Annotated in this window: 34 protein-coding genes; 28 read left to right on the top strand and 6 right to left on the bottom strand. The window is 34.9% G+C overall.

The genetic code is table 11. The annotated features are described in order from the left end of the window. The first annotated feature begins 18 nt into the window (after window positions 1-18). The 11 genes from D9842_RS09425 to D9842_RS09375 all read left to right on the top strand — a co-directional run bounded on the left by D9842_RS09425 (window position 19) and on the right by D9842_RS09375 (window position 9,210). Window positions 19-1,362 carry a GntP family permease gene (locus D9842_RS09425; protein ID WP_098799578.1) on the top strand — a complete coding sequence of 448 codons (1,344 nt, stop codon included), beginning with the start codon at window positions 19-21 and terminating at the stop codon, window positions 1,360-1,362. 63 nt (window positions 1,363-1,425) lie between these two features. Beyond that, entirely contained in the window at window positions 1,426-2,964 is a 1,539-nt protein-coding gene (gntK, locus tag D9842_RS09420) for a gluconokinase (RefSeq protein ID WP_373995124.1), read from the top strand. A gap of 119 nt (window positions 2,965-3,083) precedes the next feature. Further along, the gene (locus tag D9842_RS09415; protein ID WP_162987382.1) at window positions 3,084-3,914 is read left to right on the top strand and encodes a sugar phosphate isomerase/epimerase family protein; all 831 of its coding nucleotides are present in this window, start codon (window positions 3,084-3,086) and stop codon (window positions 3,912-3,914) included. Window positions 3,915-3,941: 27 nt separating this feature from the next. After that, the gene (locus tag D9842_RS09410; RefSeq protein WP_121662306.1) at window positions 3,942-4,472 is read left to right on the top strand and encodes an SDR family NAD(P)-dependent oxidoreductase; all 531 of its coding nucleotides are present in this window, start codon (window positions 3,942-3,944) and stop codon (window positions 4,470-4,472) included. A gap of 105 nt (window positions 4,473-4,577) precedes the next feature. Continuing rightward, the gene (locus tag D9842_RS09405) at window positions 4,578-4,790 is read left to right on the top strand and encodes a hypothetical protein (protein ID WP_121662305.1); all 213 of its coding nucleotides are present in this window, start codon (window positions 4,578-4,580) and stop codon (window positions 4,788-4,790) included. A 140-nt stretch (window positions 4,791-4,930) separates the two neighbouring features. After that, window positions 4,931-5,344: a GNAT family N-acetyltransferase gene (locus D9842_RS09400; protein WP_121662304.1), complete on the top strand. Its 414-nt coding sequence runs from the start codon at window positions 4,931-4,933 to the stop codon at window positions 5,342-5,344. 110 nt (window positions 5,345-5,454) lie between these two features. Then, complete coding sequence (fabZ, locus tag D9842_RS09395; protein WP_121662303.1) at window positions 5,455-5,880, top strand: 3-hydroxyacyl-ACP dehydratase FabZ; 426 nt, start codon at window positions 5,455-5,457, stop codon at window positions 5,878-5,880. Window positions 5,881-5,883: 3 nt separating this feature from the next. Next, window positions 5,884-6,453 carry a histidine phosphatase family protein gene (locus D9842_RS09390; RefSeq protein ID WP_121662302.1) on the top strand — a complete coding sequence of 190 codons (570 nt, stop codon included), beginning with the start codon at window positions 5,884-5,886 and terminating at the stop codon, window positions 6,451-6,453. Between the two features lie 72 nt (window positions 6,454-6,525). Next, window positions 6,526-8,562: a molybdopterin-containing oxidoreductase family protein gene (locus D9842_RS09385; RefSeq protein WP_121662301.1), complete on the top strand. Its 2,037-nt coding sequence runs from the start codon at window positions 6,526-6,528 to the stop codon at window positions 8,560-8,562. A gap of 54 nt (window positions 8,563-8,616) precedes the next feature. Next, window positions 8,617-8,928: a DUF3892 domain-containing protein gene (locus D9842_RS09380; protein WP_121662300.1), complete on the top strand. Its 312-nt coding sequence runs from the start codon at window positions 8,617-8,619 to the stop codon at window positions 8,926-8,928. A 153-nt stretch (window positions 8,929-9,081) separates the two neighbouring features. Further along, window positions 9,082-9,210 (top strand): YjcZ family sporulation protein, encoded by a 129-nt coding sequence (locus D9842_RS09375; RefSeq protein ID WP_121662299.1) that lies wholly within the window; start codon window positions 9,082-9,084, stop codon window positions 9,208-9,210. A 104-nt stretch (window positions 9,211-9,314) separates the two neighbouring features. Here D9842_RS09375 and D9842_RS09370 read toward each other — a convergent pair whose 3' ends face one another. Next, on the bottom strand, window positions 9,315-9,536 hold the full coding sequence (locus D9842_RS09370; protein WP_121662298.1) for a hypothetical protein: 222 nt from the start codon (window positions 9,534-9,536) through the stop codon (window positions 9,315-9,317). Window positions 9,537-9,710: 174 nt separating this feature from the next. Between D9842_RS09370 and D9842_RS09365 the strand changes: the two genes are divergently transcribed. Further along, a complete protein-coding gene (locus D9842_RS09365; RefSeq protein ID WP_121662297.1) occupies window positions 9,711-9,929 on the top strand; it encodes a spore germination protein in 219 nt (72 codons plus the stop codon). 85 nt (window positions 9,930-10,014) lie between these two features. On the opposite strand, the gene D9842_RS09360 is transcribed toward D9842_RS09365, so the two are convergent. Together D9842_RS09360 and D9842_RS09355 are read right to left on the bottom strand one after the other, a co-directional pair. Continuing rightward, window positions 10,015-10,863 carry an alpha/beta fold hydrolase gene (locus D9842_RS09360; RefSeq protein WP_121662296.1) on the bottom strand — a complete coding sequence of 283 codons (849 nt, stop codon included), beginning with the start codon at window positions 10,861-10,863 and terminating at the stop codon, window positions 10,015-10,017. A gap of 102 nt (window positions 10,864-10,965) precedes the next feature. After that, window positions 10,966-11,406, bottom strand: coding sequence for a DUF2512 family protein (locus D9842_RS09355; RefSeq protein ID WP_121662295.1), 441 nt, complete (start codon window positions 11,404-11,406; stop codon window positions 10,966-10,968). A 155-nt stretch (window positions 11,407-11,561) separates the two neighbouring features. On the opposite strand from D9842_RS09355, the gene D9842_RS09350 reads away from it, so the two are divergent. From D9842_RS09350 to D9842_RS09320, 8 genes are all read left to right on the top strand, one after another. Next, on the top strand, window positions 11,562-11,765 hold the full coding sequence (locus D9842_RS09350; protein WP_121662294.1) for a hypothetical protein: 204 nt from the start codon (window positions 11,562-11,564) through the stop codon (window positions 11,763-11,765). Window positions 11,766-11,778: 13 nt separating this feature from the next. Further along, window positions 11,779-12,078, top strand: coding sequence for a spore coat protein (locus D9842_RS09345; protein ID WP_121662293.1), 300 nt, complete (start codon window positions 11,779-11,781; stop codon window positions 12,076-12,078). A 198-nt stretch (window positions 12,079-12,276) separates the two neighbouring features. Further along, window positions 12,277-12,441, top strand: a complete 165-nt coding sequence (locus D9842_RS25835; RefSeq protein ID WP_162987381.1) for a hypothetical protein — start codon at window positions 12,277-12,279, stop codon at window positions 12,439-12,441. A gap of 27 nt (window positions 12,442-12,468) precedes the next feature. Beyond that, window positions 12,469-12,690 (top strand): YozQ family protein, encoded by a 222-nt coding sequence (locus D9842_RS09340; protein ID WP_121662292.1) that lies wholly within the window; start codon window positions 12,469-12,471, stop codon window positions 12,688-12,690. A gap of 122 nt (window positions 12,691-12,812) precedes the next feature. After that, window positions 12,813-13,811 carry a DUF3231 family protein gene (locus D9842_RS09335; protein ID WP_121662291.1) on the top strand — a complete coding sequence of 333 codons (999 nt, stop codon included), beginning with the start codon at window positions 12,813-12,815 and terminating at the stop codon, window positions 13,809-13,811. A 58-nt stretch (window positions 13,812-13,869) separates the two neighbouring features. Continuing rightward, window positions 13,870-14,310, top strand: a complete 441-nt coding sequence (locus tag D9842_RS09330) for a hypothetical protein (RefSeq protein WP_121662290.1) — start codon at window positions 13,870-13,872, stop codon at window positions 14,308-14,310. A gap of 127 nt (window positions 14,311-14,437) precedes the next feature. Then, window positions 14,438-14,872, top strand: a complete 435-nt coding sequence (locus D9842_RS09325) for an Hsp20/alpha crystallin family protein (protein WP_121662289.1) — start codon at window positions 14,438-14,440, stop codon at window positions 14,870-14,872. A gap of 17 nt (window positions 14,873-14,889) precedes the next feature. Continuing rightward, window positions 14,890-15,102: a hypothetical protein gene (locus D9842_RS09320; RefSeq protein WP_121662288.1), complete on the top strand. Its 213-nt coding sequence runs from the start codon at window positions 14,890-14,892 to the stop codon at window positions 15,100-15,102. Between the two features lie 36 nt (window positions 15,103-15,138). On the opposite strand, the gene D9842_RS09315 is transcribed toward D9842_RS09320, so the two are convergent. Further along, the gene (locus tag D9842_RS09315; protein WP_121662287.1) at window positions 15,139-15,363 is read right to left on the bottom strand and encodes a hypothetical protein; all 225 of its coding nucleotides are present in this window, start codon (window positions 15,361-15,363) and stop codon (window positions 15,139-15,141) included. A gap of 10 nt (window positions 15,364-15,373) precedes the next feature. Beyond that, the gene (locus tag D9842_RS09310; protein ID WP_121662286.1) at window positions 15,374-15,619 is read right to left on the bottom strand and encodes a hypothetical protein; all 246 of its coding nucleotides are present in this window, start codon (window positions 15,617-15,619) and stop codon (window positions 15,374-15,376) included. 83 nt (window positions 15,620-15,702) lie between these two features. Between D9842_RS09310 and D9842_RS09305 the strand changes: the two genes are divergently transcribed. The 5 genes from D9842_RS09305 (at window position 15,703) to D9842_RS09285 (ending at window position 17,602) form a co-directional block, all read left to right on the top strand. After that, on the top strand, window positions 15,703-16,050 hold the full coding sequence (locus D9842_RS09305) for a hypothetical protein (RefSeq protein WP_121662285.1): 348 nt from the start codon (window positions 15,703-15,705) through the stop codon (window positions 16,048-16,050). 1 nt (window position 16,051) lies between these two features. Continuing rightward, a complete protein-coding gene (locus D9842_RS09300; protein ID WP_121662284.1) occupies window positions 16,052-16,279 on the top strand; it encodes a hypothetical protein in 228 nt (75 codons plus the stop codon). Window positions 16,280-16,308: 29 nt separating this feature from the next. Continuing rightward, a complete protein-coding gene (locus D9842_RS09295; RefSeq protein WP_121662283.1) occupies window positions 16,309-17,130 on the top strand; it encodes an SPL family radical SAM protein in 822 nt (273 codons plus the stop codon). A gap of 70 nt (window positions 17,131-17,200) precedes the next feature. Then, window positions 17,201-17,392 (top strand): hypothetical protein, encoded by a 192-nt coding sequence (locus tag D9842_RS09290; RefSeq protein WP_121662282.1) that lies wholly within the window; start codon window positions 17,201-17,203, stop codon window positions 17,390-17,392. 12 nt (window positions 17,393-17,404) lie between these two features. Next, on the top strand, window positions 17,405-17,602 hold the full coding sequence (locus D9842_RS09285) for a hypothetical protein (protein ID WP_121662281.1): 198 nt from the start codon (window positions 17,405-17,407) through the stop codon (window positions 17,600-17,602). A 66-nt stretch (window positions 17,603-17,668) separates the two neighbouring features. Here the strand turns inward: D9842_RS09285 and D9842_RS09280 are convergent, their stop codons facing one another. Further along, window positions 17,669-18,898 carry a sensor histidine kinase gene (locus D9842_RS09280; protein ID WP_121662280.1) on the bottom strand — a complete coding sequence of 410 codons (1,230 nt, stop codon included), beginning with the start codon at window positions 18,896-18,898 and terminating at the stop codon, window positions 17,669-17,671. Window positions 18,899-19,125: 227 nt separating this feature from the next. On the opposite strand from D9842_RS09280, the gene D9842_RS09275 reads away from it, so the two are divergent. From D9842_RS09275 to D9842_RS09270, 3 genes are all read left to right on the top strand, one after another. Continuing rightward, window positions 19,126-20,043, top strand: a complete 918-nt coding sequence (locus D9842_RS09275) for a manganese catalase (protein ID WP_121662279.1) — start codon at window positions 19,126-19,128, stop codon at window positions 20,041-20,043. Between the two features lie 55 nt (window positions 20,044-20,098). Next, entirely contained in the window at window positions 20,099-20,266 is a 168-nt protein-coding gene (locus tag D9842_RS25830) for a hypothetical protein (RefSeq protein ID WP_162987380.1), read from the top strand. 97 nt (window positions 20,267-20,363) lie between these two features. Then, window positions 20,364-21,209, top strand: a complete 846-nt coding sequence (locus D9842_RS09270; protein ID WP_162987379.1) for a gamma-glutamylcyclotransferase family protein — start codon at window positions 20,364-20,366, stop codon at window positions 21,207-21,209. The last annotated feature ends 88 nt before the right edge of the window (window positions 21,210-21,297 follow it).

Here is a 21,297-nt window from a genome sequence, read left to right as displayed (position 1 = left end):
AGGAAGGTAGTGTTCTAGATGTCAGATCAAATGTTAATTTTAGTGGCATTAGCAGGAATTTTTCTATTGTTATTTTTAGTTATTCGTACCAAATTACACGCATTCGTTGCGTTATTATTAGTCAGTTTAATCGTAGGTATTTTAGCAGGAATGCCTTTAAATGAAGTTGTGACCTCGATGCAAAACGGTATGGGTGGAACCCTTGGATTCGTTGCAGTCGTTGTTGGTTTAGGTGCAATGTTTGGGCAAATGCTTGAAGTTTCAGGTGGAGCAGAGCGTTTAGCACAAACACTTGTTAAGAAATTTGGTGAAGATAAATCACAATGGGCGTTAGGTGTAACAGGATTCCTTGTAGCGATCCCGGTATTCTTTGATGTTGGATTTATCATTTTAGTACCAATTGTTTATGGTTTAGCAAAGAAAACAGGAAAATCTTTATTATACTATGGTATACCATTGTTAGCAGGACTAGCAGTAACACATAGCTTTATTCCTCCAACACCAGGTCCTATTGCTGTTGCTGATTTAATCGGTGCTGATCTTGGTTGGGTTATCTTATTCGGTACGATTGCAGGTATTCCTGCGATGATCATTGCTGGACCACTTTTTGCAAAATATATTTCGAAAAAATTACATGTTGTTGTTCCGGATTATATGAACTTAGAAGAAATTGAGTATGACAAAGAGTTACCTAGCTTTAAATTAATTGCTTCATTAATTATGATTCCACTTGTATTGATTTTACTCAATACGGTTTCAGGAGTATTATTAGAAGAAGGAAATATTGTACGTTCGATTCTTACATTCCTAGGACATCCTTTCGTAGCATTAACAATTGCAACGATCCTAACTTTTGTCTTCTTAGGAACAAAACGTGGATATTCTCGCCAAGAAGTACAAGATATCGCGACAAAAGCATTAGAACCAGCGGGTATTATTATCTTAGTAACAGGTGCTGGTGGGGTATTTAAGCAAATCTTAATTGATTCAGGTGTAGGTCAAGTTCTTGGTGATATGATGGCAGGTTCTGCTCTACCACCAATTTTGTTAGCGTTTTTAATTGCAGCAGCAGTTCGTGTTGCCCAAGGTTCTGCAACCGTTTCAATGGTTACAGCAGCAGGATTAATGGCTCCACTTATCGAAATCTTAGGATTACAAGGACCTGTACTTGGATTACTTGTTATCGCGATTGCATCTGGTGCAACTGTACTATCACATGTAAACGATTCAGGTTTCTGGTTAGTAGGACGTTATTTTGGTATTAGCGTAAAAGACACATTAAAATCTTGGACTGTTATGGAAACATTAATTGGTTTAGTTGGTGTAACAGTAGCGTTAATTTTAGGAGTGTTTATTGGATAATAAAGGATAAGGGACATAAGGGACGACCATACCGGTTTTCCCTTTTCTCTCATTTAGGAGGATATTGCTATGGGTAATTATATGATGGGCGTTGACATTGGTACAACAAGCACAAAAGCTGTACTTTTTAATGAAGAAGGAAAGGCTGTTAGTCGATTTGGTGTTGAGTATCCCCTTTACACACCTACACCAGCAACAGCTGAACAAGATCCAGAAGAAATTTTTCAAGCTGTTCTTACAGTTATGAAAAGCAGTTTGTTAGAAGCAAATGTTTCAGGTGAGCAAGTTCGCTTTGTATCCTTTAGTTCTGCCATGCATAGTTTAATAGTTGTTGATGGAGAAGGACAACCGATAACAAAGTCCATTACATGGGCTGATAACCGCAGTGCAGAATATGCTGATAAATTAAAACAAGAACATAATGGACATGAAATCTACTTACGTACAGGCACACCGATTCACCCAATGTCACCTTTAGTTAAGCTGCTTTGGTTAAATACTGAACATAAAGAGTATTTTGCACAAGAAAACAAGTTCATTTCGATTAAAGAGTATGTTTTTTATCGATTATTTGGAGAATATGTGATTGATTATTCAATTGCTTCTGCAACCGGGATGTTTAACCTTGAAAAGCTGGATTGGGATGATGAAGCACTTGAGATTGTTGGTGTAAAAAGAGGACAATTATCAAAACCAGTAAGTACAACTGACAGTATTAGAGGCTTAGATCCGGAATTTTCAAGGTTTACGGGATTACCTGTTGATACTCCATTTATTGTTGGAGCAAGTGACGGGGTGCTTTCCAATCTTGGAGTGAATGCCATTGAGCCAGGTGTTGTAGCAGTAACAATTGGAACAAGTGGGGCTATTCGTGCTGTAACAGATCGCCCTGTAACAGATCCAAAAGGAAGGATCTTCTGCTATGCGCTAACAGATAAGCACTGGGTAATTGGTGGACCTGTGAATAATGGTGGCATGATTTTTCGATGGGTGAGAGATGAATTAGCAAACGCAGAGGTAGAAACAGCTAAAAGGCTAGGGAAAGATCCTTATGATGTGTTAACAGAAATTGCGGCTACAGTTGCTCCTGGATCAAACGGATTAATTTTCCATCCATATATGGCAGGAGAGCGAGCTCCTCTTTGGAATGCAAATGCACGTGGTTCATTCTTTGGTTTAGGCTTGCATCATAAAAAAGAGCATATGATTCGTGCAGTCCTAGAAGGTATTATGATGAATTTATACAGTGTTCTGCTTGCTCTTGAGGAATTAATCGGAACTCCGACTCGTGTACAAGCAACAGGAGGGTTTGCTCGGTCAGTGTTTTGGCGACAAATGCTAGCCGATGTTTTTGACCAAGAAGTTACAATTCCAGAAAGTTTTGAGAGCTCATGTTTAGGTGCAATTGTGTTAGGAAAATATGGTCTTGGAGAAATTGAGTCTTTAAGTGAAGTGGAAAAAATGGTAGGATCACTTCATTCACATCAGCCGAATAAAGAAGCAACTGCTGCTTATCGCGAACTCATGCCAATCTTTATTCGCTTACCGAGATTACTTGAAAACGAATATAACGCAATTAGTGAGTATCAAAATAAATTTTAATAAAACTGTATGGCGTGTAAAGGATGTATGACCTTTACACGCCTTTTAATATATTTAATAGAGGAAAAAAAGGAAGATATGTGGAATATCAATTAAAAACAACTAGGAGGAGTTTTATTATGTCTCATTTATCTTTAACAACCTGGAGTCTTCATCGAGAGCTTGGTCCATTACGCTGGACATACTGGGATGATATAGAGAAAACACAAAAAACACGTATAGAACAACAACCGGAAAATACTACATTATTGGGATTACCATCTATATTGGAAAAACAGGGGTTTAAATCACTTGAAGTTTGCCATTTTCATTTTCAAAATACCGAAAATGAATACCTTGTAGAATTGAGAAATGCTTTTGAAAAATCAGGAATAACCTTTCATTGCTTATTATTGGATTATGGTGATATTAGTTCTCCAGATGATGAACGAAGAAAATCTGACATAAAATATATAAAAAAATGGATTGATATCGCTGAGAAGGTAGGAGCAAAAAGTATTCGGGTGATTGCTGGAGAAGCAAATCCGAGTGATACGGCAGCATTCGAACGATCAATCGAAAGTTTTCAACAATTACTTGATTATGCTGAACCAAAAGGTGTTCGTGTTGTAACGGAAAATTTTAAATCGCTTACATCAACTAAAGAAAATTGTGAGAAACTTATTAGTTCATTCGATAAGAAATTAGGATTAACGGTTGATTTTGGAAACTTTGAACAAGGAGTTAAATTTGACTCAATTGAAGCTTTAGTTCCTTTAGCTGAGTCTATACATGCAAAAGCGAATTATGATATTAATGGTTTAATAGATAAAGGAGAATTTGAAACGTCATTACAAATTGTAGCAAACAGTGATTACGATGGTCCGATTACGTTAGTATATGATGGTCCGGGTAATTTATGGGATGGAATCAATAAAGTGAGGGAGGTAGCTGTAATATACTGTGAGTAGCAGTTTGATTGCAACGGAGGGATTAGCATGAAGTGTGCTTTGGTTATAGGTGGTTCTGGAATGTTAACAGACCTTTCAATTCTGTTAGCTGAAACTGGCTATCTTGTTTATGTAGTCGGAAGAAGTACTGAGAAAATGAACAATTTATTAAAAAAATCAAATAACAACAAAAATCTTATACCCGTATTTCTTGACTATTCAAATGAGCAAAGCTTGAATAAGAAAATAGATGAAATCATCCAAGAAAACAAGACCATTCATTTAATTGTAGCTTGGATTCATTCATATGCTGAGCATGCCGTTCAATCAATTATAAAACAGATACCGAGTACATCTGAATCATCTAGATTTGTCCATGTACTTGGCAGCCGCTCGAACTTAGATAAAATTAAGACAGAACTGACGATTCCTAATCACTGTTTTTATAGTCAAGTGAAACTGGGATATATGAAGCAAGGCGATGGAAAACGATGGTTGACACATGAAGAAATTTGCAACGGTATTATAAAAGCAATCAATAATAAGAAAAACGTTCATGTTGTAGGGATGTTAAATTAATCACTATTATATTCAAATATGTAAGGAAAATGAAAAAAATGCCTATAACGCTTACTCCTTTATTGAATAAAATATAACGACTATAGGGGTAAAGGAGTGGGGAAAATGTCTAAAAGAAAAGAACAAGTGATTAAGGTTGATACATTAGTTATCCACGCGAAAGAAGTAAAAGTGGTTGAGGATCGTGACAGACATGATGACCACAGAGAAGATGATCGTTATGAAAGAAGAAGAGATCCTTGGGGCATGTTCTGGGGAAGAAGACCAGTTGTAGACGTTGAAGAAGACCGAGATGATTACCAAGAGGACGATAAATAAAAAACATTAAATAGACGGGGAAACTCGTCTTATTTTTTGTAAGTAAAATATTTTTGTTTTTAGTTGAATTTTTATTCAAGTTGTTGTATAAATATATGTATAGTTACATAACGATACATTGAATGTAGAAGGTGAATAGAATGGGCCATCAATTTTCCGATCAACTTCCTTCCTTTGAACAATTTGTTTCTTTGCATGAAGCAAGTGGATTAATAAAAAGTAAAAAAGGTACGTATACAAGAGAACAATTATATCAAGCAGCTGAAAATAGCTGGTATCACATATCCATTTATGACCAAGAGCAACTAATTGCATTTGGAAGAATGATCTCTGATGGAGTTTATCAAGCATTAATTTGTGATGTAATGGTTGATCCTTCTTATCAAAAACAAGGCTTAGGTAAAAAAATAATTGAAGCGCTTTTACAAAAATGTAAAGACTCTGGTATACAATCTGTTCAGCTTTTTTCTGCAAAAGGAAAGCAGCAGTTTTACAAGAAATTAGGATTTGAAGAAAGAGAGCTAGATGCTCCTGGAATGTCACTTATAATATAGAAAACTCAGTGTATAGAAGAAACACTGAGTTTTTTTGCGTCAGTATTTAGTACCAAGTTCTAATAACAAATGGTAAAATATAACATAAGAAGATTGTGAGGAGGAATACAATGTTAGATAGTAATAAAATTAAAGAGATTATACAACATCGTTATCCTTTTTTATTAATAGATAAAGTGATAGAGATTGAAGAAGGGAAGAGGGCGGTTGGAATGAAAAATGTTACAGTAAATGAACCGTTTTTCATGGGACATTTTCCTGAATATCCAGTAATGCCGGGTGTATTAATAGTAGAAGCATTAGCGCAAATGAGTGCGGTTGCCATGTTAATGAAAGCAGGAAACGAAGGCCGGTTGGGGCTATTAGCGGGAATTAATAACTGCCGGTTTAAACATCAAGTAAAACCAGGAGATCAATTAAAGCTAGAAATAGAAATTACCCGTGTAAAAGGTTCGATCGGGAAAGGAAGAGGAATTGCTTCAGTGGATGGGAAAGTCGCTTGTGATACAGAATTAACTTTTGCATTTGGTAAGTAAGGAATGGAGATTACATTAATTAGGCATGGACGTTCTCAGTTAGATGCTAAAAAAAGTATTACATTCCAAGAATTTTTAGATTGGGTAAACCAATATAATTCTCGTGGAGTGGTTGAAGAAACTCATTATCCACAAGAAGCTGTAAAGAAAATGAACGAAGCAAATCTTGTTATCACTAGTGATTTAAAAAGATCGATAGATTCAGCGTACCTTTTAAGAAAAAATGTCAAAGCAATATCAAGCAGTCTATTTCGTGAATTAGAATTACCTGTAACAACTAAAAGTTTCCCAAGCATTAAACTATCTTCAGATACATGGGCCGTTTTGCTTAGAATTTTGTGGTTTAGTGGCTATTCTGCTAACTGTGAATCCTATAAAAGTGCTAAACAACGAGCAGAATTAGCAGCAAATAAAATCATGGAACTTACAACTAAACATCAAAATGTTGTTTTAATAGGACATGGCTTTTTTAATCGGTTACTTGCAAAAGAGCTTCAAAACAAAGGATGGAAAAGAAAAACAAAAATAACCGCAAAGCATTGGGGTGCCATCACTTTTACAAATCATGTTTAATCTTTCTAATCATTTCAGAAGATTCTGTTCTAATCAAATTAACAATTTTTTATATTTGAAAGGATTGAAGATATGGAGTCATATAAAAACATAGAAAATGGGATTGTGCCTTCTGTTTGCTCACTTGATTGTCCAGATCAGTGCGGATTGCTTCTTCATAAAAAAGACGGTCGAATCACGAAAATTGAAGGAGATCCTGACCATCCAGTAACAAAAGGCGCCATTTGTAATAAAGTTCGCCATATGGGAGAGAGAATCTATGATGCTAATAGACTTCAATCTCCTCTCAAACGAGTAGGTAAAAAAGGAGAAGGTTGTTTCGAGCCCATCACCTGGAAGGAAGCCATTGATACGATTGCTACCAGGTGGAAAAATATCATTTCTGACGCGGGAGCTGAATCCATTTTACCATATAGTTTTTACGGAAATATGGGAAGAATTAATTCAGAGGGAATGGATCGACGTTTTTTCAATCGACTTGGTGCAAGTCAGCTTGACAGAACGATATGTTCAGTAGCTGGTTCAAAGGGCTATCGTTATACAATGGGTGGCAGCTATGGAACTGATCCTGAAGACATGACAGATACTAAGTTATTTATTATGTGGGGAATCAATGCAGTTAGTACGAACATGCACCAAATGATGATTGCTCAGAAAGCAAGGAAAAACGGTGCTAAAATCATTGTGATTGATGTTCATAAAAATCAAACTGGGAAAATGGCAGATTGGTTTATTCCTATATTACCAGGAACAGATGGAGCACTAGCGCTAGGAATTATGCATATTCTTTATAAAGAAAATCTAGTAGACCGATCATTTTTAGAACGATATACTATTGGCTTTAAAGAATTAGAGGAACATGTGCAATCATATGAACCCAAACTTGTTTCGAGCATAACAGGAGTTCCTGAAGAAGAAATTTATTCATTAGCCCGAATGTATGGGGAAATCTCTCCATCGATGATTCGAATTGGAAATGGTCTACAACATCATGATAATGGTGGAATGATAGTTCGTACGATTGCTTGTTTACCTGCTTTAACAGGTCAGTGGTTAGTAAAGGGTGGCGGTGCCATTAAAGGAAATTCAGCATTTTTAGCTTTTAACACGAATTCATTGCAACGACCTGATTTATTAAAGCAACAAACGAGAACAATTAATATGAATCAATTAGGAAAAGCACTATTAGACATGAATTCCCCTGTTCAGTCATTGTTTGTATATGGCACGAATCCAGCTGTTGTTGCACCAGATGTGAACAAGGTAAGAAAGGGATTAGAAAGAGAAGATTTGTTTACGGTTGTTCATGATTTGTTTATAACAGAAACTGCTATGTATGCTGACATTGTTTTACCAGCTACTTCTGCCTTTGAGAACATTGATTTTTATACGTCCTATTGGCATCATTACATACATCTGCAGGAGCCAGTTATCCGTCCTATTGGTGAAAGTAAATCGAATACTGATGTTTTTCGAATGCTTGCGAAAGCGATGGAATTCGATGAATCGGATTTTAAGGACGATGATGTGGAATTAATTAAACAATCGTTAAATCAAACAAACAATCCTTACTTAGAGCATGTAACCTATGAAAAATTAAAGAAACACAGTTATATAAAAGCAAATAGAACTAGTCATTTGTTAGATAATTTAAAAACACCTTCAGGAAAGATCGAATTATATTCTCATCAGATGGAGGAAGAGGGTTATCCACCTTTACCTACTTATATCCCGATTTTTGAAGAAAGTGATTTTCCGTTTTTATTTGTCCCTGGACCAAATCATAATTTCTTAAACTCTACATTTTCTCATCAAGATAAACATATGAAGCTCGAAAAAACATCAAAACTTTTCATGAATTCTCTTGATGCAGAAAGACTTGGTATAAATGATGGTGATACTGTGCGAATTTGGAATCAGCGAGGCGAATGTGAATTACCTGCTTCAGTTGGTGAACAAGTTTTACCAGGTGTTGTTGTGAGCCAAGGATTATGGTCAGATATGAAAGGCAAAAACCATATGGTGAATGCGTTAACTCCAGATCGTATTGCTGATATGGGTGGAGGTGCAGTGTTCTTTTCAGGTCGTGTGAATGTAGAAAAAATGTAGTAGCAAGAATAAAATCACTTCAAATGGAAATAAGAAACATGAGGTGATAATGTGATGGATCGTTTCGAACAAGTGTTTAATCAATACAAAAATCAAGCAGATCTAGAGGAAATGAATGTTGAAATATCAAATGATATGAAGATGAATCAAGAGAAAATCATTGCAGTAAGAAAAAACGATGATGGCGATTTAATTGCATTTCAAACAGAATCGGGTAGACAGTTAGACTATATGCAAGCACTTTCAGAGGCAAAAGGCGGTAAGCTAGCACATGTTGATGTTTTTCATAAGTATGGGCGTGACATTCTTCGTAGCGAGCCTGATGGTGATAAAAGTAATAACTTAGATTCTTTACCAGAATTTTAGAGGTTAACAGTCCATTTTATGGGCTGTTTTTTATTGAATTTATAAGTCATATTAGGTATATATCTATTACGTAAATAAGCCTTCTAACATATGTATAAGTAAAACAGTATCTACAAAAAGATATGGTTTAGTAAATGAAAAGGAGGAAATGACATGGGCTTTGGTTGTAACTATGGATGTGGATATGGATATGCACCAGTTGCATCTCCAGGAGTAAATCCATTTGTGTTGATTGTTGTTTTATTTATTCTTCTTATCATTGTAGGAGCAGCTTGGTGCTAAGAAGTAGAAAAAAGGTTGCCCTGGCAACCTTTTTTATTATTTCGGCAAATATAAGGAAAATTACGCTGACACCAAAGGGACTAGGCAATAAGCCAAGTTTTCTTTTATTCAAGAATCATTCCTTTTTGATAACCCCTCATAAAGCCTGATAAAACCTCTTCTACTGAGTCATTTGCTTCAGGAATTTGTACAATTACCTCATTGCGACTTTCTACACTTGTGATTTGAATCGTTTCCATTCTGTTTATATCAAGTTGTACTTTGAGATCTTCTGCAACTTGGTTTGCTTGAAATTCATCTTGTATTAAGTAACGAACATTTTTCAATGATATACCCTCCATTTTTGCGGAATATTTGCTTCACCTTATGCTTTGTGTAAAGTAACCATTTCATGTATGAAAAACTTCGTCTATCTTTTCATTGAATAGGGACGTGTCCACAACATTATACATAAACTCCATACAATAGCGTAAAAGCTTTAATGAGAGGAGGCTAGCTAAATGCCATGTATTATTAAAAATTTAAAAATTGATAGTGTTAGTGGTGGAGTGATTAATTTTGGTGATTCGTATTGCATTTCACCTAAAAGCATCGAAAAAGCCATAACAGGATCAGGTGGTGGGGGAGTTGGGGACTTTCAATTAGTTATGAATGGTCAGAGTATAACAAATGGTGTTGATCCTGAAGTTTTAGATCAAAATTTACTTGGTAATAATTAAATTCATCATAATAGACCAGAGAGATCCAAGAGTTTCTCTTAATCCAACTCCTGAATCAAGTGGTCCACGTTTTACTCACTTTATGCTAGGCTTCTAACTCTCTAGGATACCCTAAGGAAGCACGTGAAAGATGCAGCAATAGTTCCTTTGAAACAATACTAGGTTGGTCAATCATTGAATAGTGACTGGCATTTGGGATAAGTTTAAATGTTGAATTTGGAACAGTTTTGTGTAGTAAGAATCCCCAGTATGGTACCAAATATCGGTCATGTTGTCCCCATAAAAATGTAGCAGGACATTTAATATGTGGTAAATAAGGAACAAGATTTTCTGTTTGATGATGGTCTAATGCAAGTGAAGCTTGTTGAAGCTCTGTTGGTCCAGTTGGTGTATCAAACGGAAGAATAAACATTTTAAGTAATTCCGGAGTTAACATAGAAGGATAATAAACGCCTTCTCTTAACATTCTTTCAATAAATAATGGTGAAGGGAAAAACTCTTCAGCAACAGGATAACGAATGGATACTACTTTTGGAAGAGGCCAATTTGAGAAGCAGACGCCATCAATGACAACAATACTTTTTACGCGCTCAGGATGAGTGACAGCCAAGATTTGAACAATTCCTCCTCCAAGATCATGGCCAACAAAGTGTGCTGAGGGAATATGCAGTTGATCAAGCGCACGAAGAATATAAGTAGCCTGTTTTGGAAGAGTTAGGTCTTCATAAGGTCCACGATCTGATTTCCCATAGCCTATAAGTTCAACAGCGAGTACGGAGTAATTTTTCTTTAAATAGGGAATAACGCGATCCCATAAATGAGAATTAGTTGGAATTCCATGTATAAGTACAACTACTTCTTTACAGTTTTCGTGATGATAATGACGAACGTTCATCTGATACTTTCCTACATTTATCCGGTTTTCTGCAAACATTTAGTAAATCCCCCTAACGTTCATGCTTCATTGTAATGTATGCAGAACTGAAATTGTGTTGCCTGTATATGATGCAAAAAACCTAATCATTTCGATTAGGTTTTAATCTTCCTTTAATTTTTGATAATCTGGGGAAATTTCTTCTGATACTTCAGTATTGTAACGTAGATTTCCTATGTTCACACGGCTTTCTTTTTCATATAGAACGTTTTTTCTCATATATCGATGGAAGACGCTCTCAAATAAAGCAACTCCAATTGCTGTGATAAGTGATGCAATAAACACATTAGTCGCATAGGTCGTGATTGTCGCTAGGTAAAACCATGTAAGTAACATTGCAATGGCAAAATCAGAAATTGTTGCTGTGAAGTTTGAAGTTCTCGGTAAAAGCATTAAATCTCCTAATATATAAGATACCAAGCCTAAAATTAGGGTAAGTCCTAATATAACTGAAAAGGAATATTGAAATAGCAAGCCAAGCACCACAAAAAGTAAAAGAAATGACACAACAGATTTTATCGCCAGAGCTTTTAAATGGTTCACTTATTTTTTCCTCCAATCTTTGCCCTCTTAATATCATCAATATTGATATCCCTTATGTTAGAAATTGCATCCAAATTCACATCATTATGGATAATAATAAAAATAAAGATAAATACTAACGTAAGAGAAGGACTTTAAAGTAGGAGTGACTATACATGAAACAGCTAACAATGAAGGAATTATCTTTTATAGAAGATGAAATTAGAGCGGAAGAAATTACAGCAAAAACAATGAACTGGTGTGCTTCTCTTTGTGAAGATGAAAACTTAAAAAAGTCATTAGAGCAAATGGCAGAGCAACATCAGCTAAAAGTTGCAGACTTATCACAATACTTTAATCAATCAAAAATGATGCAATAAAGGAGATTTTACAATGCCTAACAATATAGAAGGACGAGGATTAACGGATCGTGAAATGGTACAACTTTGTTTGGAGCTAGAAAAAGGAAGATGCCGAAGCTTAAGCAGTACGATGTTGGAAACTACTCATAAGGAACTTCGGGATATCTATACCGAATGTTTTGATACTGCATCCAAAAATCATTATGAGTTATATCAGTTAATGGATGAAAAAGGATGGTATAAAACAGAACTTGCAACTGTTGATCAAATTAAGAACGTTCAGGAATATATGCAAAATAATTTACATCCTGATGATCAGTTTAAGTCATAGGAAGTTTGATTTACATATACAAAAAAAGAGCAGTTCTGCTCTTTTTTTGATGTTTAAGCTATCAATTTAACATTGAGACGTATATGAAAAATAGGTAGTTTAATTTTGTACATGGATTTTTTTGCATTGGACATAATGAGTTTTGAAGGTCTTATAGAAAGTGTTTCTTAAAAGAGCTAAGAGGAAAAGGAGATCATCATGAAAGAAAACAATAAACAGTTTCAACAAGATGCCGATCAATACAAAATGCCGCAAGCATTACAAGAACAACAAGACGTTACCTATAATGTTGGCTATGAAGCATCAACAGGAAACCAAACAAATCCAAATCATGATATATCAAAAAAAGAAAATCGCTCATAAAGATTTATAATGAAGGAGTGTTTAGGAATGACGGTTAATAAAGCAAACGAAAACACTAAAGATCTTGCAGGGAAGATTTATGATGTGAAAGACTATCAAGCAACTGATACATTATCTGCTGGAATAGCGACAACTCATGAACAAGCTTCTGATGCATATATGGAAGGTGAAATACACCCTGTTATTGATGATGTAAACGGTAAAGATGTTGAAGTGAAAAGAGAAGGTTACGAAAAAGAATCACGATAAGAAAAAAGGTAAGCCATTTTTTATGGCTTATCTTTTTACATATTTCACTTTTTCTGCAAAGTAAATACTTTTTACATGGCTGGTTAAACTACGAATAGTTATTAGAAACGGAGGTTTTTAGAATGGAGTCACATCATTTGCGGTTAACAGCTTCTGAAATTGGAGGACTTTGGACTAACTATGTATCAGATAGTATGTTTGTTTGTGTGTATAAATATTTTTTAGCTCATGTCGAGGATCATGAAATAAAAACTGTTTTAGAACATGCATTAGATTTAGCTCAACAGCATATTGAAGTTGTAACGAAGATCTTTAAGGAAGAGGAACATGCATTACCTGAAGGATTTACTGAAAAAGATGTTGATATAAAAGCACCGAAATTGTTTATAGATGAATTTCTCCTTTTTTATACGAAACAAATGACAAAGGGAGCACTTGTAACTTATAGTACCTTACTTCCACATACATTTCGAAATGATATAAGAGAACATTTTATGTCTTGTATCTCCTCAACAATGGAATTATTCAATGATGTAACAAAAATTATGTTGTCTAAAGGATTACAAGTGAGAACACCTTACATACCTTACTTAAAAGAAGTAGACATGGTTGAAAAGCAACGCTTTTTAGCTGGTTGGATTGGTGAACAAAGACCTTTAACGGCGATGGAGATTACAAATTTTCATGCAAATTTACAAACAAATTTCCTTGGAGGCACTTTAGTAACAGCATTCGGACAGGTTGCTCGGACTGAAGATGTGCGAAGGTATATGAGGGAAGGAAAAAAATTAGCAAATAAACATACAGAAATTATGAGTAAATATTTAAAACATGATGATCTTCCTGCTCCAACTCCATGGGATGCTTATGTGCTAGTGACAAAAGAACCTCCTTTTTCAGATAAATTGATGATGTTTCAAGTATCTATGATGTCTGCTGCAGGGATGGGGAATTATGGAACAGCTATAGCAGGAAGTCCGAGACGTGATATTGCTGCAGAATATTCCAAGTTATTAGGAGAGGTTGGTTTATTTGCAGAGAATGGGGCAAGCTTACTGATTAAACATAAGTGGATGGAGCGTCCACCACATGCAGTTGATCGGAATGAATTGATGAAATAGTCAGGTGTGAGGTGTTCTTAGTTTTCTAATTGAAAATGTTGAGAAGGGTTAGACGTGTGTGAATAAAATAGAAGCAATTTTTTGGAGTGTTGCATTGCCTGGATTAGGGCAACTACTTAATAAGAAATATATTAAAGGCATTACCCTTGTTGCGTTAGAAATCATTATTAATGTTCAAGCAAATTTTAATACGATTATCATAAATAGTTTTCACGGAGAAATTGAAAAAGCGATCTATAATACAAATTATCAATGGCTTATGTTTTACCCTTGTTTGTATTTCTTCAGTATTTGGGATGCTTACAAAGATGCTGCTGGTGAACAAGGGAAATACTCTTTTTTACCTTTTGTGTTCGCAGGCTATTTTGTTACAGTTGGACTGATTTATTCATCTAAGTTTAAAATTTTCGGAATAATATTTGGTCCGGTTTGGCTACCCATTTTAGCTGTTATTCCGGGATTAATAGTTGGATTTCTGTTAAAAAGGCTGTTAAGATAAATTTTAAAAAAGAGGCCCTAGGCTTCTTTTTTGTGACTTCTCTTATAAATGAAAAATAACTGATATGCTCACATAAATATCAATTATCATCATAAACATGATGATAAAAGGTAAAAGAGGGAATTGAATGAAAAAACACAACAAAAATTTTAATACCTTTCAAGAAGCACAGAAAGTATTAGGGGAAGATTTTTGGGATGTCCTATCGGATGCATATCCTTTAATTGGACCTCGAGCAGATATCCTTCAGTCTGAGGTAGAAATGGTTATTATTATGGATATACCAGGAATAAAAACGCAACAAGATATAAAAATTTCCCTGCAAGACCCATACCTAGTCATTCAAGGTGAGATTCCAAATATTGAAGTTCCACACTATGAGTATCTCCAACAAGAAAGGTTTTATGGATCTTTTAGAAAGAAGATTAAAATGCCTTCTAATGCTATATATCAGCAATTAAAAGCTTCTTACCGTCAAGGTATTCTTCAAATCAATATTCCAACTTCAGGTCGTACCTCATCAGAAGATGTTACTGTTCCAATTGAGTTTTTCAATGAATAACTAGGGGTGACAATTCAGTGGTAAATATAAAAATAGGTGAACTTAAGATTCAAGAGGTAGGATCAACTTCAGGTGTTTTTTCGGGAAAAAACCTACAGAAGGACTTTTCGCACTATAGTAAAGAAACGGCGGGGTTTGGCACTGTTGACGGTAATTTTAACAAGGTGGGTAAAAACATAGGTATGTCAAAGCATAATCAAATAATTGATCAAGGTTTTATTACTGAATAGTACTAATTGATTTATACAATTAATACTATTCAGCATTTATCTTCTGTTAATAGGTGTATCGATTACATCGTCATCTTTAAACAAAATGAAATTTTCAGAAGCTTTATTAAAATTGCCATAAATTGAACCAAATCCATTTTTTCGGTCTGAGGAAGAAGTCCAATTTAATTGTGTATTTGTACCAACAAATATTCCTGAGTTCGTATCAATTACATATACTTTAATCGCATCAAATTGTACAAATGGACTAGAATAGCTCATAAAAGTTCACCTACACTTGCATTCCTGGTGCCGGAATCACTTCATTTGCCATAATAGGCGTGTCAATTGCATCATTATCTAAAATTACATTATAGTTCGCAGGAAATGTATTAAAAGCTCCTAAAATTAAACCAATCGAAAAGATATTTTTATTATGTGAATCCCAACCGTTCGCATTATTTTGGCCGATAAACAAACCAGCGTTTGTTTCTTGTGCGTTAATAGCAATTGTATTAAAGATGATTGAATTTGGCATGTTACCCCTCCATCCTTATGGTATATAACAACCTATGTAAATACAGAATAAATCGTTACAAAATACGAATTGAGTTGAAGGAAATGAGCAAAATAGATGATTTGTTAAAAAATATAGAGGAAATAAATAGCAAATTAACGCGAATTGAATCTCTTTTGCAAAATAAGGGAAATACAATTAATATTGAGACTCTTACAATGAACGAACCAACATTAAATGAGTTAGTGTTTAATATTGATGCTGTTGATGTAAAAGAAAACAGTGGCTCTCTTAATATTGGCACAACCTTCAATCCAACAGTTGTTAACGAGAAAGAAAAGCAAAAAAAGAAAGAGGAAGAAAAACATAAAGAGGAAAATGAAAAGGAAAATGAAATTACTATTTTCGTAAATGGGGAGCACAGGAATTATTCTATCGAAAGAGGTGTCTAGCATGAAGTTTCCCGCGCCAATTATGAATATTCGCAACTTAAATATCGGAACAGTGGAAGGTGCCTCATGTGTGAATATAGGAAACAATTTTCCGAACAACTTTACAAGTCATAAAAAACAAGTTCAAGGCTTTGGATCTATTTCAGGTGATTATAATAATATTCAAGATATCATTTCACAAGGACTAACGAAAAGCCAATTTGAAATGATTAATCAAGCAAAAGGATAAACCCTAGACTATAAAAGCTGTGGTGAAATATGAAACCAATCATTGATTATAAAATACCTAAAAAAATTTTGACTCCCACAAGCGGTTTTTTATATGGATATACTCATTCATTGAATCCTTATGCCGGCTGCTCATTTGGTTGTTCTTATTGCTATGTAAGGCAAAGTCCGGTAGGGTTGTTTCGGAAGCAGGAGTGGGGGTCATGGGTTGATGTGAAACAAGATTCTCACGAGAAACTCTCTCGTGAAATGATGAATTTAAGAAAAAGAGACAAGCCTGTAACAATATTCATGTCTTCAAGTACTGATCCCTATCAGCCTGTTGAATATAAAGAACAAATAACAAGGGGGTTACTTGAGGCTATGGCTGAAAACCCACCAGACTTTTTATTTGTACAAACAAGAAGTCCATTAGTAACCAGAGATATAGATTTGTTTCACAAACTGCAGGAGAAGCTAAGGATTAGTATAACAGTGGAAACAGACGATGATGATGTTCGCAAGCGCTTCACTCCGCAGGCACCACCAATACAAGCAAGATTAAAAGCTATTTCAAAGCTTAAAGTGGCTAATTTGCCTGTTCAAGTAGCAGTTGCACCAGTGCTACCATTTACAAATGAATTTCCAAAAATTCTTTCAAGCTTAGTAAGTCGAATTGTTATTGATGATTACTCAGGTGATGGAAGCCAAGGTAAAAGAAGTGAGAGATTGAATGTAAGAGAATTGTACAAAACTGAAGAATTAGATACTTGGTACGGAAAAGATACCTATCAAGTTGCAGTAGAAAAGTTAAAGCAATCACTTTCTTCAGATCAAATATTGATTAGCCAAGAAGGCTTCATGCCATATTAATGACGAATAGAAACCCTCTTGTTAGATAAACTATGACAAGATGAAATTTCATAGAAAGAGGGGACAAGCTTTGCGAGCTGTTCGCAGAAATGAAAAACAAATCGAAACAATCTATTGGTTTTCAATTATTGGCTTTTTATTTAGTGTTATCTATACCATTGTGGTTATGACAAAAGGAGCTCAAGTAATCGATAAAATTGATTATATTTATAACCGCAACCAAAGAGAATCAGAAAGAAAATGGAGAATGACTTTAAAATAGGAGTGGTGCAAAATGAATCAAGAAAAACAACTTGCAGATGAATTAAGTAAAATGATTGAAGAAGATCAAATTCCTTTATCTATTACAGAAGATATCCATGAAATTAGTGGAAGTTTACGCTCGGGTAATATGAGTTTAAATGACTTAAAAGGAAAAGATGCATTTATAGAAAAGGCTATAAATGAGGCTAAAAGTCGTTTACATATGTGAGGAATAACGAATGTAGTCAATGACAGGTTAGGCGTAGTATTACAATTTACATGACTACGCCACTGTCTATCTAGGTACAGCAATCGGAAATTTTATCGTAAACTTTGTTCCAACCCCTTGCTTGCTTTCAATTGAAATGCTTCCCTTCATCCCCTTTATAATACTAAACACGACCATCATGCCTAGTCCTGTTCCTTTTTCCTTTGTTGAAAAATAAGGCTCCCCAATCCGATTGATTTGCTCTTGTGACATGCCAATTCCGGTGTCAGATATCTCAATTAAAACGTGTTTATTTAAGATCGATGTATATATTTTTAATGTTCCACCATCTGGCATAGCTTCTATACAGTTTTTGGTGATGTTTAAAAAACATTGCTGAAATTGTTGCTTGTTGCCCTGTATAACACATGTTACAAGATCTGATTCGATTACTACAGAGTTCATATTCGCATAAGAGGAGATAATGTCTTCAATATATTTAAGGTGAATACCTATATCAAGCAACTCCCAATAGGCAGGTGCCGGCTTTGCAAATGTTAAATAATCATTAATAATGTTTGAAGCAGTATCAAGCTCATCAATTGCAAGCTTAATATACTCATCTCTTTTCTCTTTCTCAATAGTGTCACTTTCTAACACAAGTTGTAAAAATCCTCTTGTAACAGTCAAGGGGTTACGCACTTCATGAGAAACACTAGCAGCAAGTTGACTAACTACTTCAGATTTTTCAGTTTTAATAATTTTTTGCCTTAGAGAGATTGTTTCTCGAATGCTTTCAAATATATAACCAACAACAAATATAGCGACTGTTGGTGAGAATAACATCATAATTGTATGAATTGAGATTATTTCTTCTTTATTTGTGAACACAAATAAAAAAATGGTAAAAACGAAAGTAACATAAACCATCGTCTCAAGCTTCTTTGAAATGGTTGAATTCAAGAAAGTGGAAGACATGAAACCACACACTAACCCTAATACCCCATAAATAATTAAAAAGGAAAAGTATGTGTCGGTTACACCATAAAAGAAGGTAAATACGATAACAATGACAATAAATAAAATGGTCGAAGTAACAATTCCGCCATAAAGCCCTCCGATTATATAAGGAATAAGCTTTAAATCCTCAACAAATGAACTTTCTAAGGGAAAAGGAATACAAAGGGTAATTGTTATGGCAGAAGCCATACCAATGACAACTTTATTTTGGTGATGACCTGTTTTTTCTGACCAAAGATGCTGAAGGAAGATTCCAACCAAAATAAAAAGTAAATTCAATAAAAATTCATTTAGCATATTACAACCTTGCTTTCATCTTTAATTTCAAACCTAAGCAATGTTTGTATTCGGCTAAATAAATATAAAATCCTCTTATTTCGATAAAAATTAACAAACTTTACATAGAGAAAATTGTAATTGATTAATGAAGTATTGGTTACATTTGGGCGTTATATCTTTTCTTACTATCCCCACACTAGTAGTGTAAGTTAATTTAACGATACTTTCTTAAAGGGAGAGATTTTATGTTTTATCATGTAAAGGAACTGCAATATAACGCAAAGCCAAGTCAACCAGACCCGGTATATGCAAAAAAATTACAAGAAATCCTTGGTGGACAATATGGGGAAATGTCAGTTATGATGCAGTACCTTTTCCAAGGCTGGAACTGTCGTGCTGAAGGAAAATACCGTGATATGATTTTGGATATTGCAACAGAAGAAATTGCCCATGTAGAAATGATCGCCACAATGATTGCCCAACTACTTGACGGTGCACCAGTACAAGACCAAGAGCAGGGGGCAAAAGATCCTGCAGTTGAAGCTGTTTTAGGCGGAATGAACCCTCAACACGCTATTGTAAACGGACTTGGGGCACAACCAAATGACAGTGTAGGCTTCCCTTGGACAGCACGCTATACAATTGCAAGTGGAAACTTATTAGCAGACTTCAGAGCTAATTTAAATGCGGAATCACAAGGTAGACTTCAGGTTTGTCGTTTATACGAAATGACAACAGATCCTGGAGTAAGAGATATGTTATCATTCTTGATTGCGCGTGATACAATGCACCAAAACCAATGGATGGCAGCAATTGAAGAAATTGAACAAACACAAGGTGCGATTGTACCAAGTAACTTTAACCAAGAGTATGAGAAACAAGAGGTATCTTACTCATTTATGAACTTCTCTGAAGGAGAAGACAGCAGCACTGGTAACTGGGCACATGGACCAACACTAGATGGACAAGCGAATTTTGAATATATCCAACACCCAGAGCCAATGGGACAAAAACCACAATTACAACCAGGCCCAGCCTATATGCATGGAACAAATCCTAAAGATATGCGTATCCAGCAAGGGATGGGAAAATTAGAACCGAATCAATCAGCAAATAACAATGTCTTTTCAAAATCACAGCAACCACAAAACCAAAACTTCTAAAATAATGAACCCAAAGCATCTACCATGTTGGTAGGTGCTTTGGAGTTAGAAAGGAATGAAAACTTTGGAAAAGGATCATTTTGGTGAAAACTTAAGTATAGAAGGAAAAAGAAAAGAGGAGCACTTAGAAATAAGCTCTACAGGTTATGGATTAGAATCTGTAATTTCATCTGATCCAACTAAATTAAATGAAAAGCAACAGTCAACGTGTGGAGGATTATAACAGGTTGAACTCTTGAAAAGAAGAATGGTCCTCCTCACTCTGAAGATTCATGATACCATTGGTATTAAGAATGGTATATAGAGGAGGACATTTTTCCATGGAAAAGACATATAAGGTTTTTGTGTATGGTACACTCCGTGAACATGAATTCAATCATCATTTGCTAAATGGAGCAGTGTGTCTTGCGAAGCAATGCTGGACTTATGGAATTCTTTTTGATACAGGTTTAGGTTATCCAGCGATGATTACAGATAAGGTAAAAAGAATATACGGAGAGTTATATCAAGTAAATGAAACTATATTAGAAAAGCTAGACTGGTTAGAGGGCTACAAAAAAGAAGGGATCAATAACGAATACGAACGAATAACTCAAACCATTTATACTGATCATCACTCAGAACAAGCCCATGTATATTGTTACATACATAAAAAAGTAGAAAATCTGCCTATGATTAAAGGTGGTGACTGGAAATGTCACCTATATACAAATAAATCTAAATTACTTTATTTTGCTTATGGTTCATGTATGGATAATGAGAGATTCAAGCTAGGGAAAGTAGAGCACTTGTTTGAAAATATCGTAGGCTGTGGTCATGCCACAAATTTTTCTTTAGCCTTTACGGTTCATTTTCATGACGGAAGTCGCGCGGATATGATAGAAGCAGATGATCTTGTAGAAGGAAAAGTATATGAAATAAATCAGGAAGCCTTGCATTATTTGTATGAACGAGAAGGAGTATTGGCTAACATTTACCGCCCTGCATTTATTAATGTAGTGATAAATGGTGTCATACATAAAAATGTCCTTACATTTCTTGTTAAGAATAAGAAGGAAGAAGTTGCACCACCTGAACATTATTCAAATGAAATACTAAGAGGTGCGAAGGGATTAGTGAGTAGTGGTTATTATCGTAAGTTGCAAAATAAACTATTAACTTTATAGTAGGAATGACATATTGATATTTTAATATAGTAATTTATAACTACAAACTTTATCATTTTATTTCCTGAATATGATGATCACGAACTTT

The sequence above is a fragment of the Metabacillus litoralis genome (assembly GCF_003667825.1).
Taxonomy (GTDB): domain Bacteria; phylum Bacillota; class Bacilli; order Bacillales; family Bacillaceae; genus Metabacillus; species Metabacillus litoralis_B.
This window is presented reverse-complemented; position numbering and strand designations above follow the sequence as displayed.

Coding starts and splice junctions, on each gene's coding strand:
- D9842_RS09275 (WP_121662279.1), top strand. CDS start 19,126: ATGTTTTATCATGTAAAGGAACTGCAATATAACGCAAAGCCAAGTCAA.
- D9842_RS09325 (WP_121662289.1), top strand. CDS start 14,438: ATGAAAAAACACAACAAAAATTTTAATACCTTTCAAGAAGCACAGAAA.
- D9842_RS09350 (WP_121662294.1), top strand. CDS start 11,562: ATGAAACAGCTAACAATGAAGGAATTATCTTTTATAGAAGATGAAATT.
- D9842_RS09405 (WP_121662305.1), top strand. CDS start 4,578: ATGTCTAAAAGAAAAGAACAAGTGATTAAGGTTGATACATTAGTTATC.
- D9842_RS09270 (WP_162987379.1), top strand. CDS start 20,364: ATGGAAAAGACATATAAGGTTTTTGTGTATGGTACACTCCGTGAACAT.
- D9842_RS09340 (WP_121662292.1), top strand. CDS start 12,469: ATGACGGTTAATAAAGCAAACGAAAACACTAAAGATCTTGCAGGGAAG.
- D9842_RS09360 (WP_121662296.1), bottom strand. CDS start 10,863: ATGTTTGCAGAAAACCGGATAAATGTAGGAAAGTATCAGATGAACGTT.
- D9842_RS09380 (WP_121662300.1), top strand. CDS start 8,617: ATGGATCGTTTCGAACAAGTGTTTAATCAATACAAAAATCAAGCAGAT.
- D9842_RS09280 (WP_121662280.1), bottom strand. CDS start 18,898: ATGCTAAATGAATTTTTATTGAATTTACTTTTTATTTTGGTTGGAATC.
- D9842_RS09295 (WP_121662283.1), top strand. CDS start 16,309: ATGAAACCAATCATTGATTATAAAATACCTAAAAAAATTTTGACTCCC.
- D9842_RS09410 (WP_121662306.1), top strand. CDS start 3,942: ATGAAGTGTGCTTTGGTTATAGGTGGTTCTGGAATGTTAACAGACCTT.
- D9842_RS25830 (WP_162987380.1), top strand. CDS start 20,099: ATGAAAACTTTGGAAAAGGATCATTTTGGTGAAAACTTAAGTATAGAA.
- D9842_RS09365 (WP_121662297.1), top strand. CDS start 9,711: ATGCCATGTATTATTAAAAATTTAAAAATTGATAGTGTTAGTGGTGGA.
- D9842_RS25835 (WP_162987381.1), top strand. CDS start 12,277: ATGAAAGAAAACAATAAACAGTTTCAACAAGATGCCGATCAATACAAA.
- D9842_RS09415 (WP_162987382.1), top strand. CDS start 3,084: ATGTCTCATTTATCTTTAACAACCTGGAGTCTTCATCGAGAGCTTGGT.
- D9842_RS09375 (WP_121662299.1), top strand. CDS start 9,082: ATGGGCTTTGGTTGTAACTATGGATGTGGATATGGATATGCACCAGTT.
- D9842_RS09385 (WP_121662301.1), top strand. CDS start 6,526: ATGGAGTCATATAAAAACATAGAAAATGGGATTGTGCCTTCTGTTTGC.
- D9842_RS09425 (WP_098799578.1), top strand. CDS start 19: ATGTCAGATCAAATGTTAATTTTAGTGGCATTAGCAGGAATTTTTCTA.
- fabZ (WP_121662303.1), top strand. CDS start 5,455: ATGTTAGATAGTAATAAAATTAAAGAGATTATACAACATCGTTATCCT.
- D9842_RS09400 (WP_121662304.1), top strand. CDS start 4,931: ATGGGCCATCAATTTTCCGATCAACTTCCTTCCTTTGAACAATTTGTT.
- D9842_RS09315 (WP_121662287.1), bottom strand. CDS start 15,363: ATGAGCTATTCTAGTCCATTTGTACAATTTGATGCGATTAAAGTATAT.
- D9842_RS09345 (WP_121662293.1), top strand. CDS start 11,779: ATGCCTAACAATATAGAAGGACGAGGATTAACGGATCGTGAAATGGTA.
- D9842_RS09310 (WP_121662286.1), bottom strand. CDS start 15,619: ATGCCAAATTCAATCATCTTTAATACAATTGCTATTAACGCACAAGAA.
- D9842_RS09390 (WP_121662302.1), top strand. CDS start 5,884: ATGGAGATTACATTAATTAGGCATGGACGTTCTCAGTTAGATGCTAAA.
- D9842_RS09285 (WP_121662281.1), top strand. CDS start 17,405: ATGAATCAAGAAAAACAACTTGCAGATGAATTAAGTAAAATGATTGAA.
- D9842_RS09300 (WP_121662284.1), top strand. CDS start 16,052: ATGAAGTTTCCCGCGCCAATTATGAATATTCGCAACTTAAATATCGGA.
- D9842_RS09305 (WP_121662285.1), top strand. CDS start 15,703: ATGAGCAAAATAGATGATTTGTTAAAAAATATAGAGGAAATAAATAGC.
- D9842_RS09335 (WP_121662291.1), top strand. CDS start 12,813: ATGGAGTCACATCATTTGCGGTTAACAGCTTCTGAAATTGGAGGACTT.